The sequence below is a fragment of the Bacillus sp. SIMBA_005 genome, assembly GCF_046535585.1.
GTDB lineage: Bacteria > Bacillota > Bacilli > Bacillales > Bacillaceae > Bacillus > Bacillus pumilus.
On record NZ_JAWRWI010000007.1, the window covers coordinates 205,283 to 223,876 of the forward strand.

The 18,594-nt window shown below is 41.9% G+C and carries 18 protein-coding genes; 16 read left to right on the plus strand and 2 right to left on the minus strand.

What is annotated here, in order from left to right; translation table 11 throughout:
- The first annotated feature begins 63 nt into the window (after positions 1–63).
- The 5 genes from SB660_RS13635 to SB660_RS13655 all read left to right on the plus strand — a co-directional run bounded on the left by SB660_RS13635 (position 64) and on the right by SB660_RS13655 (position 6,862).
- The gene (locus SB660_RS13635) at positions 64–1,125 is read left to right on the plus strand and encodes a carbamoyl phosphate synthase small subunit (protein WP_180309243.1); all 1,062 of its coding nucleotides are present in this window, start codon (positions 64–66) and stop codon (positions 1,123–1,125) included.
- On the plus strand, positions 1,118–4,198 hold the full coding sequence (gene carB / locus SB660_RS13640; RefSeq protein ID WP_410582928.1) for a carbamoyl-phosphate synthase (glutamine-hydrolyzing) large subunit: 3,081 nt from the start codon (positions 1,118–1,120) through the stop codon (positions 4,196–4,198). Before SB660_RS13635 ends, carB begins: the two co-directional genes overlap by 8 nt.
- The gene (gene argF, locus SB660_RS13645; RefSeq protein ID WP_410582930.1) at positions 4,195–5,145 is read left to right on the plus strand and encodes an ornithine carbamoyltransferase; all 951 of its coding nucleotides are present in this window, start codon (positions 4,195–4,197) and stop codon (positions 5,143–5,145) included. The genes carB and argF overlap by 4 nt, the downstream gene beginning before the upstream one ends.
- A 102-nt stretch (positions 5,146–5,247) precedes the next feature.
- Positions 5,248–5,427, plus strand: coding sequence for a YjzC family protein (locus SB660_RS13650; protein WP_410582932.1), 180 nt, complete (start codon positions 5,248–5,250; stop codon positions 5,425–5,427).
- Between the two features lie 169 nt (positions 5,428–5,596).
- Positions 5,597–6,862 (plus strand): MFS transporter, encoded by a 1,266-nt coding sequence (locus tag SB660_RS13655; RefSeq protein WP_058014315.1) that lies wholly within the window; start codon positions 5,597–5,599, stop codon positions 6,860–6,862.
- A 114-nt stretch (positions 6,863–6,976) separates the two neighbouring features.
- Here SB660_RS13655 and SB660_RS13660 read toward each other — a convergent pair whose 3' ends face one another.
- Entirely contained in the window at positions 6,977–7,171 is a 195-nt protein-coding gene (locus SB660_RS13660) for a YjzD family protein (RefSeq protein WP_003211779.1), read from the minus strand.
- 211 nt (positions 7,172–7,382) lie between these two features.
- Between SB660_RS13660 and SB660_RS13665 the strand changes: the two genes are divergently transcribed.
- The 4 genes from SB660_RS13665 to SB660_RS13680 all read left to right on the plus strand — a co-directional run bounded on the left by SB660_RS13665 (position 7,383) and on the right by SB660_RS13680 (position 10,035).
- Entirely contained in the window at positions 7,383–8,123 is a 741-nt protein-coding gene (locus tag SB660_RS13665) for an alpha/beta fold hydrolase (protein WP_058014314.1), read from the plus strand.
- 75 nt (positions 8,124–8,198) lie between these two features.
- Complete coding sequence (locus tag SB660_RS13670; RefSeq protein WP_410582934.1) at positions 8,199–8,774, plus strand: nad binding enzyme; 576 nt, start codon at positions 8,199–8,201, stop codon at positions 8,772–8,774.
- A gap of 90 nt (positions 8,775–8,864) precedes the next feature.
- Positions 8,865–9,827 (plus strand): BMP family ABC transporter substrate-binding protein, encoded by a 963-nt coding sequence (locus SB660_RS13675; protein ID WP_058014312.1) that lies wholly within the window; start codon positions 8,865–8,867, stop codon positions 9,825–9,827.
- Positions 9,828–9,837: 10 nt separating this feature from the next.
- Positions 9,838–10,035, plus strand: a complete 198-nt coding sequence (locus SB660_RS13680; protein WP_169056285.1) for a ComZ family protein — start codon at positions 9,838–9,840, stop codon at positions 10,033–10,035.
- Positions 10,036–10,045: 10 nt separating this feature from the next.
- Here SB660_RS13680 and SB660_RS13685 read toward each other — a convergent pair whose 3' ends face one another.
- Positions 10,046–10,279 (minus strand): hypothetical protein, encoded by a 234-nt coding sequence (locus SB660_RS13685; protein ID WP_058014311.1) that lies wholly within the window; start codon positions 10,277–10,279, stop codon positions 10,046–10,048.
- Between the two features lie 169 nt (positions 10,280–10,448).
- Between SB660_RS13685 and SB660_RS13690 the strand changes: the two genes are divergently transcribed.
- From SB660_RS13690 to SB660_RS13720, 7 genes are all read left to right on the plus strand, one after another.
- A complete protein-coding gene (locus SB660_RS13690; RefSeq protein WP_012009552.1) occupies positions 10,449–11,387 on the plus strand; it encodes a beta-ketoacyl-ACP synthase III in 939 nt (312 codons plus the stop codon).
- A 21-nt stretch (positions 11,388–11,408) separates the two neighbouring features.
- Positions 11,409–12,650: a beta-ketoacyl-ACP synthase II gene (gene fabF, locus SB660_RS13695; RefSeq protein ID WP_012009553.1), complete on the plus strand. Its 1,242-nt coding sequence runs from the start codon at positions 11,409–11,411 to the stop codon at positions 12,648–12,650.
- 76 nt (positions 12,651–12,726) lie between these two features.
- Positions 12,727–13,530, plus strand: coding sequence for a DUF2268 domain-containing putative Zn-dependent protease (locus tag SB660_RS13700; RefSeq protein ID WP_410582937.1), 804 nt, complete (start codon positions 12,727–12,729; stop codon positions 13,528–13,530).
- A gap of 160 nt (positions 13,531–13,690) precedes the next feature.
- On the plus strand, positions 13,691–14,671 hold the full coding sequence (locus tag SB660_RS13705) for an ABC transporter ATP-binding protein (protein ID WP_180309236.1): 981 nt from the start codon (positions 13,691–13,693) through the stop codon (positions 14,669–14,671).
- A complete protein-coding gene (locus SB660_RS13710; RefSeq protein ID WP_169056289.1) occupies positions 14,668–15,690 on the plus strand; it encodes an ABC transporter ATP-binding protein in 1,023 nt (340 codons plus the stop codon). The genes SB660_RS13705 and SB660_RS13710 overlap by 4 nt, the downstream gene beginning before the upstream one ends.
- An 83-nt stretch (positions 15,691–15,773) precedes the next feature.
- A complete protein-coding gene (locus tag SB660_RS13715; RefSeq protein ID WP_058014306.1) occupies positions 15,774–17,408 on the plus strand; it encodes a peptide-binding protein in 1,635 nt (544 codons plus the stop codon).
- A gap of 214 nt (positions 17,409–17,622) precedes the next feature.
- The gene (locus SB660_RS13720) at positions 17,623–18,573 is read left to right on the plus strand and encodes an ABC transporter permease (protein ID WP_044139928.1); all 951 of its coding nucleotides are present in this window, start codon (positions 17,623–17,625) and stop codon (positions 18,571–18,573) included.
- Positions 18,574–18,594 lie beyond the last annotated feature (21 nt).

Below are 18,594 nucleotides of genomic sequence, written 5' to 3' on the forward strand. Positions count from 1 at the left end.
TTGCACCAAAACGCATAAAAATGCATTTATATTACTAATTATTCAATTTGGGGTGACACAAGCATGAAAGGTTATTTAAATTTAGAAGATGGAGCCTCTTTTGAAGGAGATCTGACAGGAGAAGCTGGCAAGACAGGTGAAGTGGTTTTCTTTACAGGGATGACAGGTTACCAAGAGGTACTCACAGATCCTTCCTATAAGGGACAAATCATTGTTTTCACATATCCACTCATCGGAAATTACGGCATTAATCATGAAGACTTTGAGAGCAAAAAACCACAAGTGAAAGCGGTCGTTGTGTATGAAGCAGCCGATCATTTCTCTCACCATCTTGCTGCGGTTAGCTTAAAAGATTATTTACAGAAGTGGAACATCCCGCTTCTGACACATACAGATACACGTGCAGTCGTGCAAAACATTCGGGCAAATGGAACGATGAACGCTGTGATCAGTGTAGACGAAAACGAAACACCGCCGGCCATGAAACAAGACAATGTGGTTGCACAGGTGACAGACGAGGAAATCTACACTCAAGGCAGCGGCGAGGAACATGTAGCGCTTATTGATTTTGGCTTTAAAAAATCAATAGCAGATTCGCTTGAAGCGCGCGGCTGTAAAGTAACCGTCATTCCGTACAAACAGCTGGAAAAGGTGTTTGAAATGAAGCCAGATGCGGTCCTGTTATCAAATGGACCTGGAGATCCCAAAACATTGAAGCCATATTTAAAAACCATTCATGACATCATGATGACCTTCCCGACACTTGGGATCTGCTTAGGTCATCAATTAATCGCTCTTGCACTTGGCGGGGATACGTATAAACTTCCATTTGGCCACCGCGGGGCGAATCATCCTGTACAAGATACAGAATCCAAACGTGTGTTCATGACAAGTCAGAATCACAGCTATGTGGTGAATGAAAAAAGCATGAATGACAAAGAAGTGGACGTGAAATTCCTTCATGTTAATGATGGATCTGTCGAAGGATTCATTCATAAAGAGAAGCTCATTATGTCAGTTCAATTTCATCCAGAAGCACACCCAGGGCCTGCTGAAAGTGAATGGGTATTCGATGATTTTATTGAGAAAGTGAAACAAGCAAGGAGAGAAGTCGCACATGCCTAAAGATCAAAGCATACAAACCATTCTAGTCATCGGGTCTGGTCCAATCATCATTGGTCAGGCAGCAGAATTTGATTACTCAGGAACACAAGGATGTATGGCCCTAAAAGAAGAGGGCTACAAAGTGATTTTAGTGAATAACAACCCAGCAACCATTATGACAGACGAATCATTTGCTGATGAAATCTATTTTGAACCGCTTTCAGTTGATTCAGTGACAAGAATCATCGAAAAGGAAAAACCAGATGGTCTTTTAGCCAACCTTGGCGGACAGACCGCTTTAAACCTTGCTGTCGAGCTAGAAAAAGCCGGTGTGCTGAAAAAGCACGGAGTAACCCTGCTCGGAACGTCAGTTGAAACAATTGAAAACGGTGAAGATCGAGAGAAATTCCGTGCTCTCATGAAGCAGTTGAACGAACCTGTACCAGATAGTGAAATTGTGGATAATGCAAAGGATGCCCTTCAATTTGCAAAAGAAGTAGGCTTCCCAGTCATTCTAAGACCAGCATACACACTTGGCGGTAAGGGCGGCGGAATCGCTTTAACAGAAGAAGCGTTTAAACCACTTATTGAAGGAGCCCTTTTAGCGAGCCCGATTCATCAGTGTTTAGTTGAAAAAAGCATCGCGGGCTTTAAAGAAGTGGAATATGAGGTCATGAGAGACCGTCAAAATACGTGTATCACGGTTTGTAATATGGAAAATATCGATCCAGTTGGTGTGCATACAGGAGACTCGATTGTCGTTGCACCTTCGCAAACATTAACGGATCAGGATTATCAAATGCTTCGTTCAGCGAGCCTGAAAATCATTTCAGCACTCGATGTAGTCGGTGGATGTAATATCCAATTCGCCCTTGATCCGCTTAGTAAAGAATACTTTGTCATAGAGGTGAATCCGCGGGTTAGCCGTTCATCCGCTCTTGCCTCAAAAGCAACGGGCTATCCGATTGCTAAAATGGCAGCAAAGCTTGCGGTAGGCTATACACTAGACGAACTCAAAAACCCGCTTACAGGCACAACTTATGCTAGTTTTGAGCCGGCACTCGATTATGTCGTCGTGAAATTCCCGCGCTGGCCGTTTGATAAATTTAAACAGGCAGATCGTCAATTAGGTACAAAAATGAAAGCGACGGGCGAAGTCATGGCGATTGACCGTAATTTAGAGTCAGCCATCCAGAAAGCCGTTGCCTCCCTTGAAATTAAAACAAAGGGCTTCCACCTGCCAGAATTGAAAGGTCAATCCACTGAACAACTATTTGAGCTTGTCAAAACACCAGACGATCGACGTTTCTTCGCTGTTATGGAGCTTCTTTCAAGAAAGGAAACGGTTGAAGCGATCCATCAAGCGACGAAAATCGATCTATTCTTCTTACATGTGTTCAACAATATGATCACGCTCGAACAGGAATTGAAGAACCATGATGGAACGCTCTCTAAAGACACCTTGAAAAAGGTAAAGGAAAAGGGGTTCCTTGATGAAACGATTGCTTATCTAACAGGCAATAGTGAAGAAGCTATTAGACATCTTCGTCAAGAGTATGGCATTACGGCTTCATTTAAAATTGTCGACACATGTGCAGCGGAATTTGATGCAAAAACGAACTATTTCTATTCCACATACTTTGGTAAAAGTGATGGAGAGCATCAAGAGAAAACAAAACAGCGTGCACTCATCATTGGCTCTGGTCCAATTCGAATTGGGCAAGGAGTCGAGTTTGACTATAGTGCGGTGCATGGCGTTCTTACCTTGCAAAAGCTTGGCTTTGAAACCATCATGATGAACAACAATCCCGAGACGGTCAGTACGGATTATGAAATTGCAGATCGTTTATATTTTGAGCCCATTACATTAGAGCACATCTTAAACGTTGTGGAAGCAGAGCAAATTGATTTTGTGATCGTTCAATTTGGCGGACAGACTGCCATCAATGTAGCAGAAGGCTTAGAAAAAGCGGGCATTACGTTGTTAGGTACATCCTTTGACACGCTAGATGCGCTGGAAGATCGTGATCTGTTCTATCAGCTTCTTGATGAACTGAACCTACCTCATGCAAAAGGAGATACAGCTCATTCTAAAGAAGAAGCACTCACGCATGCTAAAAGCATCGGTTACCCTGTGTTAATTCGCCCATCGTATGTCATTGGCGGAATGGGAATGATGGTTGTCCAGTCAGAAGCGCATTTGACGTCACTACTTGATCAGCCAGATCATTTGCCATACCCAATTTTAATTGATGAGTATGTCACTGGAAAAGAAGTTGAAGTGGATCTGATTTCTGACGGAAAAACGACCTTCATCCCAACGATCGTCGAGCATATTGAGAAAGCGGGCGTCCATTCAGGTGACAGCTTTGCCATCCTACCAAGTGTCTCCATCAGTGAAGACATCAAACAGCAGGTGCATACTGCGTCCGAACAAATAGCGAATAAATTAGCGTTTAAGGGCATTATGAATATCCAATTTGTGATCAAAGGGGATCAGGCGCTTGTACTAGAAGTGAACCCGAGGGCAAGCCGGACCGTTCCAGTTGTCAGCAAGGTAATGGGCATTGACATGATTCCGCTTGCGACTCAATTATTAGCGGGTGCAACGCTTCAAGAACTGAACCCAGTAACGAAAAACAAAGGGGGAACAGCGGTCAAATTCCCAGTTTTCTCATCACATGCCATTCAAGATATTGACTTAAAGCTGACACCTGAAATGAAAGCGACAGGAGAAGGAATGTGTGTAGGTAAGAACGCCGAAAGCGCCTTGAAAAAAGTGTTTGCGTCAATCTGGCATCAGAAAGGCAGCTTATTTATAAAAGGCAGTGAACAATTGGTAGATGAAGCAAAACATGCAGGTTTTGATGTCTGGACGGACAGCTTTGACACTTGGCTGCAAAACGAAGATAAATCCCTTCATATCCATTTAGGCGAAGATGAAGAGGCAAAAGAGCAACGCGTAAAAGCACTCACACATGGCGTCCAAGTTCTAACCGAATATGAAACCGTTGAAGCATTCCTGCAAGGGAAAAATGGAGATGTATCACCAGTATCGCTCCAAGAATTATACAAAAAGGAAGTGACGGCATGAGTCAAGTTGACCTGCAACCGACATTATACGGAAAAGACTTTTTATCATTAAAAGATTTCTCAATCAATGACATTGCTTATTTAATTGAAAAAGCGGAAGAAATGAAACAAAACCCATACCAAGATTTATTCAAAGGGAAAACATTAGCGATGATTTTTGAAAAATCGTCAACTAGAACCCGTGTATCTTTTGAAGCGGGAATGACGCAGCTTGGGGGACATGCGCTCTTCCTCAGCTCAAATGATTTGCAAATCGGCAGAGGAGAAACGATCAGTGATACAGCGCAGGTGCTGTCTGGCTATGTAGACGGCATTATGATTCGAACCTTTGAACATGAGAAGGTCGAGGAGCTGGCACAATATGCGTCCATTCCTGTCATCAATGGACTGACTGACTACTCCCATCCATGCCAGGCACTTGCTGATTTATTGACAATAAAAGAAGCAAAAGGAACATTAAAAGGAATCAAAGTCGCCTACATCGGTGACGGAAATAATGTGGCGCACTCCTTGATGATTGGCTGTGCGCAGCTAGGCTGTGATATTGCAGTTGCATCTCCGAAAGGCTATGAACCACTTCAAGAAGTAACAGACACAGCACGTGAGTTTGCAAAACAATCAGGTGCAGAAGTCATCGTTACGACAGATCCTGTCGCTGCTGTCCAAAATGCAGATGTCATTTATTCTGATGTGTTTACAAGCATGGGGCAGGAAGCAGAAACAGAGAAACGCCTTGCTGAATTTAAAGAATATCAAGTCAATGATGAACTAATGCGTCATGCAGCAAAAGATTATATTTTCCTTCATTGTCTCCCAGCACACCGCGGAGAAGAAGTGACAGCAGACATTATTGACGGACCGCACTCAAAAGTATTTCAGCAGGCAGAAAACCGCCTGCATGTACAAAAAGCATTAATCAAAGAGCTCATGTATCAACAAACCAAATAAATGAAAAGCATCCCTGACTCGTAGGAGCAGGGACTTTTTGCATAAAGGATTGGAGAGGCAAGTCACGGGACATAATAACATCATTGAGAAAGGAGGATGGAAATGGGTCAGAAGCATCAATTTAAATCAGGGAATAAAGCACCAAATAATGGTGTATATGTCGAGATCGGTGAAACCGGCAGTATGGTGAAAGATCCTTTAAAGATTAAGCTTCAAGCAGGCGACGTCTTTCCGGATAACTCGAACCATAACCGTGTTTGGACCTATCAGAGAAAGCCGTAAGCAATTGACTAAGAGTCGGTTGGAATAAGTCTTTAGAGGCATGTGTCATGCCTCTTTTTTCTTTATAATAAAAAACAATTAAGTTCAAATTTTCAAATAAATAGTATGAATAAAAGAGAAAATAAGGTAAAATATGTAATTGTAATATATTGTTGAAAGGATTTGTGTGATGGAAAAGACGAATCTCAGTGAAAGTGTTTGGAATAAACGCTTCACCTCATTATTCATATCAAGACTCATTAAAAACACAGGAGAAAGTTTTGCTTTTACATCCGTCCTTTGGCTATTGATTTTGAGAGGGGATGGAGCGCTCGGTACAGGACTTCTCCTAGCAGTAACCGTACTTCCTTCATCTTTGCTAGCCCCAATACTAGGACCTCTTATGAAAAAGCACCATTTGTCTAAATGGATGTTCGCTTCAGACGTCGTTCGAGCAACCATTGTACTCATTATTCCGCTACTGCATTTTTCGCATCTATTGCCTTTATGGTTATTGATCTCATTAATGGTTATTCAATCGGCAACTGGTGCAGCGTATAACCCAGCTTCTGTGGCGATTTTACCTCAGATTGTACCGAAGCATCTGATTCAAAAAGCAAACGCCATCCTGCAATCTTCTTTTGAAATTGTTGCACTTGCAGCAGTCATGGTGGCTGGTCTCTTAGTCAAATTAATCGGACCTGCAGATACCCTGCTTATCACCACTGCCTTATTTATCATATCCGGCCTGTTTATTATCGGCGTTAAATTAAAGAAAACCGATGAAGACAAAGCAGCAGGCATTAAACAAGCAAAGAATACATATTTGTATAACTTAAAAAGAGGGTTTCTCGTCGTTAAAAATCATCATATTTTATTTGCGCTGACGTTGTATTGTATTTTAATGAATGTCGCCGCAGCTCCGTGGCAGGCACTTTCTGCTGTATATGTAGCAGAAGCATTGCAAAGCGATTCCATGGTGTATTCCATTTTAAGAGGAGTTGCTGCAGTAGGTGCCTTTATGATGGGCTTTGCTCTAGCGAAAGTGAAAATTAAGAGATTTGGTTTGTTCTTTATTGTCGCTGGTATGATTGAAGGGGCTGCATTCTTTATCACAGGGATGAGTACATGGCTGCCGGTCGTTTTACTTGCTTCCTTTATATTCGGTGCCGCCGTTAGTGCGATTAATGTACCTGAAATGGTCATTATTCAAACGTCTGTCGACCAAGATGATCAGCCGCAAGTATACGCAGTGATCAATGCTTCATCAAATGTTTTCCTCCCGCTTGCAGCTGTCGTATCAGGCGTCCTGGCAGAAAGATTTGGAGCGGGACCTGTCATTGCTGGTGGTGGGGTCCTTGAAATTTTATCAGGTATCGCAATCTTCCTGTTTACAGGGCTTGCGAAAAGCCATTTGACAGCAGACAAACAGAAGTCCGAAACCGTCGAGGTGTAGGCAATAAAAAACCCCCTGTGGCTGCAGGGGGTTTTAGCGTACCTCTTTTCATAAAAAGAAAAAGAGCTAAAATCAAGATCATTTTAGCTCTTTCTCACATTCATCTCTTACGTATTAAGAGTGTTTTGTTGAACTTTCCGTTTCTTTCATTGGACTTACTTCAGCAAAGATGAATAAAATAACCGTAAACACCACTGCAAGAATAGAAGTCAAAGTAAAGTCATAAGCAGCGCCATTCATCGAAGCAACGATGTAACCAGCCATATGTGTCAGCAGAAAAGTCCAAATGAGGGTGATAATATAATGCATAATCCCACCGTCCTTTATGTAACAATCTATTGATTATCATACCATAGATACGAGTGAGGGGAAAAGACTGTTTTAGCCTTTATGTGACCATTTTTAGACCTTCTGCTATAAAAATAAAAAGAATTCTTCTGTCATTAGGGGATTTCCTTATTCCTACAAGAGTTGTTGTTCATATCATAGAAAGCAGAATCACTGAAAGGAGGCTGGCCATATGGGTGTAAGCGAACGGTTTTTCCAGCTTGGTTCCCAGTGGAACGTCATTCACCTTCCTCAAAAACCAAATGGCTTTGGCATTCTTATCCTCGGTGACCGAAATCACTTTGTGCAGGAAAATACATCATTCTGGCTTCAGCACTATGGAAGAAACCAGCTTTTAACTGCCTTAAAGGATGAAGGATATACATTGTTTAATAGTCATCTTCATGGGAATCACTGGGGATGCGAAGATGCTGTTTTTAGTGCAAAGCAGCTCGTTCATCACACATTAAAACAAGAAATATTAAACCGAGAAATTCATGTGCTGGCAGAGGGGATGGGCGCACTCGTTGCTATGAGTCTTGCAGAAGAGATGCCAGAAGTGCTAAGATCCATTGCACTGGTGAATCCATGTCTGCATCTCCATGCACAACGAGAAAGAGAAAAGGAACACAAATTCTTTTATAAACAGCTAATCAAAGAATTAGCGAAGAGCTACGGCTGTTCTGAAAAGGAAGCGGAAACGTATCAGCTCCCGGCTTGCCCTGTTCATTCTGCTCATGTACCCATTCACATATGGCAAAGACTAAACGGTGCACCCTATGCATATGAACTGCATGCAAAGCCTTTTATTGATCAGCACATGAAGAATCCAGAGCATTGTCAGATCGATCTCACCTTGCATATGTTTGATCATCCGAGAAGAATCTTTCAATCCATTCACAAGTTTTATAAATCGCATGAAAAAGAATTGTGATGAATAGGATGATAACAGCCCTTCATGGAAAGGGCTCTTCTTTTTATTCGATAAGCTAAAAAAGGGGACATGAACATGGAGACAGGACTGATCATAGGGGCAGATGAATTTTTTGGCCTAGCGCTGTGTGAATATATGATGAAAGAGGGCATTCAAGTGGACATCACATGTCCTCATGATCAAACAGAAGAGCAAAAGATGTTATTAGAAGAACGAATGATGTGGCTTGGCAGAAATGATCTTTTCCGTGTCATTGACCTTCAGGATGGAAAAGACACGTATGATCTGATCTTTATTCAATCAGAAGAATCAGATAAAAGACAGAAAGACTTGAAAGCGGCGCATGGCATGTACCGTGTTCTTTACGAAAAAACCGAAGACAAATCATCCAATCAGGATGTGCCGGCAGTTATTCTACCGCGCATGTTTGGACCATGGACACTTGATGAAGAAAGAACGAAGCGTGAAGAAGCATTTTTTGTAGAAGATATAGCTAGGGATTTGTTCAAGTGGGCATCGGGCTCTGAACAAAGACAGGAAATGACACATGAATTGAAGGTAGAAAGACAAATAGATGACAAACAAGCAGAAGAAATGATAGCAGAATGGAAAAGACAAAACTCAACATTTTTCGACAAAAAGCAAGAATGATCTTCCATCTTATCTTTTTTCAGTATAAAATAAACCTATATTTAACATACAGGTTCACGCCTGCATGTGGCAAAGGGAGTTGAACATGGCATGAAGTATCAGCGGCTTGTCATGATCTTTTCGTTCCTTCTCCTATTATCTGCCTGCTCACAGGCACCTTTAAAAGGACAGATTGAGAAGGTGGGTTTACTCGTCCCCGATACTATTAATGATCAAGTTTGGGGAACGAAAGGTTATAAAGGCTTATTAAATATTCAATCAACATTTGGTGTAGATGTTTATTATAAGGAAGGAATGGTCGACAAAGAGAAAATCGTTGATGCCATTGAAGAATTTCACAAAAAAGGAGTCAATTTGATTATTGGCCATGGCAATGAATACAGCGAAATTTTCAATTTAATCAGTGAAGATTATCCGAAAACACAATTTATCACGGTAAATGGAAACAAGCCTCAGGCGGATAATGTTGCGAATGTGACGTTTAAAGGTGAAGCGATGGGCTTTTTCGGAGGCATGACAGCAGCACATATGTCAAAATCAAAAAAGATTGGTATTCTTGCTACATATGATTGGCAAAGCGAAGTAGACGGCTTTATCAAAGGTGCAAAATATCAAGATGAACATGTACAAGTGCTTGCTGAGTTTGTCGAAAACTGGGATGATGCGGACAAAGCCGTGGAGCTCTATCAAAAATTGAAAAAACAAGGCGTAGATGTTGTATATCCAGCAGGTGATGGTTATAATATCCCTGTCATTGAACAAATCAAAGCCGATAATTTATCAGCGATCGGATATGTCACCGATCAATCCAACCTCGGCAGCCATACCGTTTTAACAAGCACAGTCCAGCATGTGGATAAAGCGTACGGTATTATTGCGAAGAAATTTAATGAAGGCAAGCTAAATGCACAAGGTGAGTACTCCTTTGACTTTAAAGAAGGAGTGATCGAAATGGGGAAATTTAGTTCTACCATTGACCGTGCTTTTTTGAAAGACATTGAAAGTGATATTGCGACTTACAAAAAAACTGGCAAACTGCCAAATGAAAAGTGAGGATACGACGATGCAGCACGAAAAGTCGATGGAGTTTTTACAAATTGCCATGAAGTATTTTCCTCAGGCAAAAGAAGAATTAGATAAAGCAGGTATTCAGCTTGAGCCCGAAGCTCTTCAGCCGCTTTTATCATTGTTTACATCTGTCATGCAAGAGGCATATGAGCTTGGAAAAGCAGATGCAGAATCAGGAAAAGCCACAGAATAGTGGCTTTTTTTTATGATAATTTTTTTTTGAAGGCACTAATCATAGGCCCAACATCTTTAAACACAGGCTTCAATTCATCGATGGAGTTCATAATGTTCCCAATTTGATTCATGACATGCATGTAGTCAATGGAGTCTTCACTTGAAGTTGTTTCTGCTCGTTCCTCCTTTGCTTCTGTCTTGCCTTTCTCCTTTTCAAGCGGCTGTCCAAACATCATCGCCGAAAAAATATCTTTTTGTGCCATATCAAATGCTCCTTTCTACTATCGGTATATCAATAATCTATGAAAAAAGTGAGAGGAAAGGTTAGACGTTTGTATTGCCAAGGAGAAAAAAATAAGGTAAAATTAGTACCAGATACTAATATAAGATCACAATATCACATGCTCGTATGAGTAAAAGGAGTCTTATTCAATGAATGCTGGAATTATTGGCCTTGGCCGCTACATACCTGAAAAAGTGTTAACAAATCTTGATTTAGAAAAAATGGTTGAAACTTCTGACGAATGGATTCGTACTAGAACAGGTATAGAAGAAAGAAGAATTGCTTCTGATGATGTCAATACATCACATATGGCGCTTGCTGCTGCAAAAAAAGCATTAGCTGACGCAGATGTAGCTGCAGAAGATATCGATATGATTCTTGTGGCAACAGTCACGCCAGATCAAGCATTTCCGACAGTCGCTTGTATGATTCAAGAGCAGCTCGGTGCACATAAAGCATGTGCAATGGATATTAGCGCTGCGTGTGCTGGCTTTATGTATGGGCTTGTTACTGGAAAACAATTTATCGAATCAGGTACGTTCAAGCACGTGCTCGTTGTTGGCGTTGAAAAACTTTCTCGTATTACCGACTGGGATGACCGCAATACTGCTGTTCTGTTTGGAGATGGAGCAGGTGCTGCTGTGTTAGGAGAGGTCAGCGAAGGGAAAGGAATTCTCTCATTTGAGCTTGGAGCCGACGGAAGAGGCGGTAAGCACTTGTACTTAGATGAAAAAGATCATACAATCATGAATGGACGAGAAGTATTTAAATTTGCTGTAAGACAAATGGGCGAGTCAAGCGTAAACGTCATCGAAAAAGCTGGACTATCAAAAGAAGACGTTGACTTCTTGATCCCGCATCAAGCAAATATTCGCATTATGGAAGCAGCCCGCGAACGCCTAGAGCTGCCAGTTGAAAAAATGTCGAAGACAGTCCATAAATATGGAAACACATCAGCAGCATCTATTCCAATTTCACTATGTGAAGAAATCGAAGCCGGAAAAATTCATGACGGCGATGTGATTGTAATGGTAGGTTTTGGTGGCGGATTAACGTGGGGCGCAATCGCTATGCGATGGGGCCGATAAAAGAGTGAGGTGCACAAATTAATGGATAAAAAACGAGTAGTTGTTACAGGGTTGGGTGCTTTGACACCTCTTGGCAACGATGTAGAATCAACATGGAAAAATGCTTTAGCAGGTGTATCAGGAGTTGGACCAATCACACGTGTCGACTCAAGTGAATATACAGCAAAAGTGGCTGCAGAATTAAAAGATTTTAACATTGAAGATTACATGGAGAAAAAAGAAGCACGAAAAATGGCACGCTTCACGCAATATGCAGTTGTTGCTGCTCAAAAGGCTTTAGAAGATTCACGTCTTGAAATCACAGATGAAATCGCACCGCGTGTTGGTGTATGGGTTGGATCTGGTATTGGTGGACTTGAAACATTTGAAGAGCAGTTTGAAGTGTATTCAAATAAAGGGGCAAGACGCGTAAGCCCGTTCTTCGTTCCAATGATGATTCCAGATATGGCAACAGGCCAAATTTCAATTGCACTTGGCGCAAAAGGAGTTAACTCTTGTACTGTAACAGCATGTGCAACAGGTACAAACTCAATTGGTGATGCATTTAAAGTCATTCAGCGCGGAGATGCAGATGCGATGATCACAGGCGGAACAGAAGCGCCGTTAACAAAAATGTCGTTTGCTGGTTTCTGTGCGAACAAAGCGCTTTCGACAAATCCTGATCCAGAGACAGCAAGCCGTCCATTTGATAAAAACCGTGACGGATTTGTTATGGGTGAGGGTGCAGGGATTGTCGTTCTTGAAGAACTTGAGCATGCATTAAAACGTGGCGCGACGATTTATGCAGAAATCGTTGGATATGGATCAACTGGAGATGCGTATCATATTACAGCACCGGCTCCAAACGGAGAAGGCGGCGTCCGCGCAATGAAAGAAGCGATTCGAGATGCTGGTTTGTCTGTGGAAGAAATTGATTATATCAATGCCCACGGAACAAGCACACCGTACAATGATAAGTTTGAAACAATGGCGATTAAAGAAGTGTTCGGAGAGCATGCGAATCAGCTTGCGATCAGTTCGACAAAATCGATGACAGGTCACTTACTTGGCGCAGCAGGCGGAGTAGAAGCTATTTTCTCTGTACTTGCAATTAAAGACAGCGTCATTCCTCCAACCATTAACCTTGAAACACCGGATGAAGAATGTGATCTTGATTATGTGGCAAATGAAGCACGTTCAAAAGAAGTACAAGTGGCTCTAAGTAACTCACTTGGCTTTGGCGGACATAATGCGACAATTATCTTTAAAAAATACGAAGCATAATATTTTCTAAGAGGCGGCGATCTATAAACAGATCGCCGCTTTTTTGCATATGATGAAAATGGAGGTGTTTAGCAGTATGGGTCTAGTCAATACACAATATCTCATTCATCAATCTTCATCATTTCAGGAGCTTGCGTCGCGCTTTGTTCCTTATTTTAAAGGGGCGGAGGAAAAAGAATGGTCCTCTATTCTCTCCCACCTGCAGCATCACGGCATGATTCGGTCTTTTAGATCATGCATAGACATGATCGACAAGCTCAAAGAAAAAGGGTACTTCCAGCTCGTCATGAAAGAATACCGGGCGCTCCAAAAGCAGTGGAAAGGCCCTGACATTCCAGTCTTTATTTTGCCAGTCAATGAGAGCAGCAAAGAAATTAGAGAGCAATTTTATTATCAATCCGGCATGGCATTTGACGACAAGGTCTTTCTCTTTTTGTCGCCAAATACCCCGAAAGAACGTATCGGAACATTGCTGACTCATGAATATCACCATGTATGCAGGTTGCATTTTCTCACGAAAGAAGAAAAAGATTTTACATTCCTTGATACAATCATGATGGAGGGGCTCGCTGAATATGCTGTGTATCATAGATACGGAGAAAGCTATACAGCCAAATGGACCACTCTCTATGACGAAACGCAGCTTCAGCGTATGTACCAGAAATGGGTATCCAGTCATCTTGATCAAAAAGTGCAGGACGACGAAAGACTGATACAGAACCTCCTTTATGGAAAAGGGAACTACCCCAAAATGCTTGGTTACGCCACTGGATTTTATATCGTGAAAAAGTATTTCAGTGAACACAGAATCAGCGAGGAGTCTATGATTGCAGAGCCGTCCGAAACTTTTTTAAAGGCGATAGACTCAAAAAGTGAATGATTCACATAAAAAGAGACATATTACAAATTTACTAAATTCTTCTTGATTTCGTCATAACAATGTAATAATATACAAATATAAATTTTGATAATTCTTTTTATTCAAAAAAGGCTGAATTTTAGATCCATTTCTATTAATTGATGGTGAAAGGGGCGAATAAATGACCACACTGCTTGAAGTGCAGAACTTAAAAACCTATTTTTTTCGAAAAAAAGAAGCGATACCTGCTGTGGATGGCGTTGATTTCAGCATCAACAAAGGAGAAACTGTTGCATTAGTCGGTGAGTCTGGATCTGGTAAAAGCATTACGTCCTTATCTATTATGGGCTTGATTAACGGCACTGGTGGAAAAATTATGGACGGTTCCATCAAGCTAAATGGTAAGGATCTCGTTACATATGGTGAAAAGGAATTATGCAGCATTCGTGGTAATGACGTATCGATGATCTTTCAGGAGCCCATGACCTCACTTAATCCCGTCCTAACTATCGGGGAACAAATAACAGAAATCCTCATCTATCACAAAAAATTTTCAAAAAAAGAAGCGACGAAAAAAGCGATTGACCTGCTGAAGCTTGTTGGTTTTTCCAGACCGGAACAAATCATCAAAGATTATCCGCACCGTTTATCAGGCGGCATGCGGCAAAGAGTGATGATTGCCATTGCGCTAAGCTGTGACCCGAAGCTTCTCATTGCAGACGAACCGACAACTGCCTTAGATGTTACGATTCAAGCCCAGGTGCTCACATTGATGAAAGATTTATGCACGACATTTGGTACATCGATTCTCCTCATTACGCATGATCTAGGTGTCGTGTCTGAAGTGGCAGATCGAGTCATTGTCATGTACTGCGGACAGGTTGTTGAAAATGGGACCGTCGAAGAATTATTTGATCAGCCGCTTCATCCTTACACAGAAGGGCTGCTTGAATCGATTCCTGTCATTGACGGAGACATAAAGCCGTTAACGGCGATAAAAGGGAATGTCCCTGCGCCAGATCAGCTTCCAGCCGGCTGCCGCTTTGCTCCTAGATGCCCGCAAGTGAAGGAGCGATGCCTAGGTGAACTGCCTAAGCTGAGGACTTTTGAAAATGGCAGAAGCGTCAGATGCTTCTTATATGAGGAGGCAGACCGAACATGACCCTTGCTCAAAATCAGCCACATGCAACAGATCTAATAGAGAAAGAAACCATTCTTGAACTGAAACAGATTAAAAAACATTTTCCGATTAAAGCAGGCGTCTTTCAGAAGAAAGTCGGTGCGGTCAAAGCTGTTGACGGCATAGATTTGAAGATTTATAAAGGTGAAACGTTAGGGATAGTGGGGGAATCAGGATGCGGTAAATCGACATTAGGCCGGACCATGATTCGTTTATATGAGCCAACTGACGGTCAAATCCTTTTTAAAGGGCAAGATATCTCCCGCGTATCGGAATCAAAGCTAAGACAATCAACACGAAAAAACATCCAAATGGTTTTTCAAGATCCCTTTGCATCACTCAACCCTAGAAAAACACTTCGAAGCATCATCAAAGAACCCTACAAAACACACCACTTATATTCCTTAAAAGAAAGAAATGAAAAAGTAGAACAGCTTTTATCAAAGGTGGGCCTTCATCCAAGCTTTGCAAATCGCTATCCCCACGAATTTTCTGGCGGGCAGAGGCAGCGAATCGGCATTGCTCGTGCGCTTGCCATGAATCCCGAAATGATCATCGCAGATGAGCCGGTTTCAGCACTTGATGTATCCATTCAGGCGCAGGTGATTAATCTGATGGAGGAACTACAGGATGAATTTGACCTGACATATCTATTTATCTCTCATGACTTAAGTGTGGTCAGGCATATTAGTGATCGAGTCGGCGTGATGTATCTCGGTAAAATGATGGAGCTTGCCGATAAGCACAGCCTGTACGATGAACCGCTCCACCCATATACACAGGCATTGCTTTCTTCTGTCCCTGTTACCCGTAAAAAAGGTCAGATCAAAAGAGAACGGATCATGCTTCAAGGCGATCTGCCAAGTCCTGCAAATCCGCCGAAAGGGTGCGTATTTCATACGAGATGCCCGTATGCGAAACAAATCTGTAAAGAAAAAATACCAGCATTTCAAGAATTAAAACCAAACCACTTCGTTGCCTGTCACCTCTACGACGCTTAATCGGCTTGGATGAATTCATCTTTGAGAGGGGGGATGAAGCGGCTTCTGTCGTCATTTCTAAAAAAGGATAGGGGGAATTGTATATGAAAGGTAGAAATAGAAAATCCATATTGATCAGTTTACTGCTGATCTTCACGCTCATGCTTGCGGCTTGCTCTAGTGGAAATAAAACCTCTGGAGACAGTGAAAAGAAATCCACCGGTAAACCTGTACAGGGCGGAGATCTTGTTATCGGTTCCATTGCAGAACCAACATTATTTAACTCGCTTTATTCAACGGATGTGGCTAGCTCAGATATTGAAGAAAGAATCTACAGCTTTTTACTTCAAACTGACGGAAAGCTGAACCCTCAGCTATCACTCGCAGAGGATATTAAAGAATCTAATGACGGCAAGCAGTTTGATGTGACCATTAGAAAAGGCGTAAAGTTTCATGATGGAGAAGAACTGACAGCTGATGATGTTGTGTTTACATACAGCATTCCGATCAATAAGGACTACAACGGGGAGCGCGGATCAGGCTTTGAAGTATTAGATTCTGTTAAAAAGACAGGGGATTACTCAATCGAATTCAAGCTCAATAAAAAAGATCCCTATTTTTATAATGTCACACTAGGAAGCTACGGCATTTTACCTAAGCATATTTTAGGTGATGTGCCTATAAAAGATCTCGGTGAAAACGAATTTAACCGAAAAAAACCAATTGGTTCTGGTCCATTTAAATTTGCCGAGTGGAAAGAAGGCGACTACGTGAAACTAGAAGCCTTTGACGATTATTGGGATGGGCGTCCATATCTTGATACTGTCACGATTAAAACCATTCCTGATCAGAACGCTGCAATCGCCCAGCTTTCAGCAGGTGATATTGATTTCTTTGCTGTACCGGGATCTGAGCTGCAAACAGCCGAAAAAGTCAGCAACATTAAAATTGAATCTGATCTCGGACTCAATTATTCATACATTGGCTGGAACCAGAAAAATGAACTCTTTAAAAGTAAAAAGGTCCGCCAGGCGCTGACACATGCCATTGACCGCCAAACGATTGTCGATCAAGTGTTGGATGGAGACGGCAAAGTAGCCAACATTCCAGAAAGTCCACTGTCATGGAACTATCCAAAGACTGATCGTGTTCCAGTATTTGAGTTTGATCAAGAAAAAGCGAAAAAGATGCTGAAAGAAGAGGGCTGGGAGGATACAGATGGAGATGGCTATCTTGATAAGGATGGCAAAAAATTCTCCTTTGTCATAAAGACCAACCAAGGAAACAAAGTCCGTGAAGACATTGCTGTCGTTGTCCAGCAGCAGCTCAAGGAAATTGGTGTGGAAGCGAAGCCACAAATTGTGGAATTCAGCGCACTCATTGAACAGACGACACCGCCTAAATGGGATTATGATGCACTGCTGCTCGGCTGGAGCCTTGCGACATTCCCTGATCAATACAGCATCTTCCACTCAAGCCAGTCAGAAAAAGGCTTGAATAACATTTGGTATAAAAATAAAGAGGTCGATAAGCTGTTAGTAGATGCCAAGAATTTAAGTGATCGAAAAGAATACTCAAAGGCATATGAAAAAATTTATGAACTGATCGCAGAGGATCAACCATATACGTTCCTTTACTATGCCAACTCACATCGCGCGATGCCATCTAATCTCCAAGGCTACTCATACCACCCGAAAGATGAGTATTACAAAATCGAGAAATGGTGGATTGAACAGTAGGCTGCTAGTGAACGAAGAGGAAAGTTCTCTCAGATAACCCCTTTCATTCGGTGTCAATCAGGCGTGTTGGCGCTCACAATTTTATTCACCGAGCACCAGCTAGATTGAGAGGGTTCTCATATCACGATGCAATGAAGACAGAGGGCTAAAAGAAAGATCATTTTAGCCCTTTTTCATCACAGTATGGCGATCCGATGAAAAAGGAGTTGTGCATATGGTTACATATATCATTAGAAGGACATTGCTTTCCATTCCCATCTTATTCGGGATTACCATTTTGTCCTTCGCCATCATGAAAGCAGCACCAGGCGATCCGATGTCACTTATGATGGACCCTACCATTAGTGCGGCAGACCGGGAAGCCTTTATTGATAAGTACGGCTTGAACGATCCTGAATATGTGCAATATATGAAATGGCTTGGCAATATGCTTCAAGGTGATTTTGGCACCTCCATTGTTAAAAAGGGAACGCCAGTGGCAGATTTGATTTTTGCAAGGCTGCCAAATACCCTCATCCTCATGATCTTTTCTACATTAGTTGCCCTGATCATCGCCATCCCATTCGGTGTTCTTTCAGCAAAACGTCCATATACAAAGCTAGACTATGGTATTACAGTTACATCTTTTATCGGACTGGCTATTCCGAACTTTTGGTTTGGACTCATCCTCATTATGGTGTTATCTGTGAATTTAGGATGGTTCCCGACAGGCGGCGTCTCTACCTTAAACGCCGATTTTAATGTATTTGACCGGCTCCATCACATCATTTTACCAGCCTTTGTTTTAGCAACGGCTGATATGGCAGGGCTCACTCGGTACACAAGGTCGAGTATGCTTGATGTCATGAGGCAGGATTACATTCGTACCGCAAGAGCGAAAGGCTTTCGAGAAAACAAGGTCATTTTCAAGCATGGGTTAAGAAACGGTCTTATGCCTGTCATTACGATTTTCGGATTGATGATTCCATCCTTTATTGGTGGTGCAGTCGTGGTGGAGCAAATTTTCACTTGGCCAGGGCTAGGGAAGCTGTTTATTGATTCTGCTTTTTCGAGAGATTATCCGGTCATTATGGCGATGACTGTTATTTCCGCAGTGCTCGTGGTGGTTGGAAATTTAATTGCGGATATTCTCTATGCGATCGTTGATCCGCGTATTGAATATTAGAAGGGAGCTGAAGCACAATTG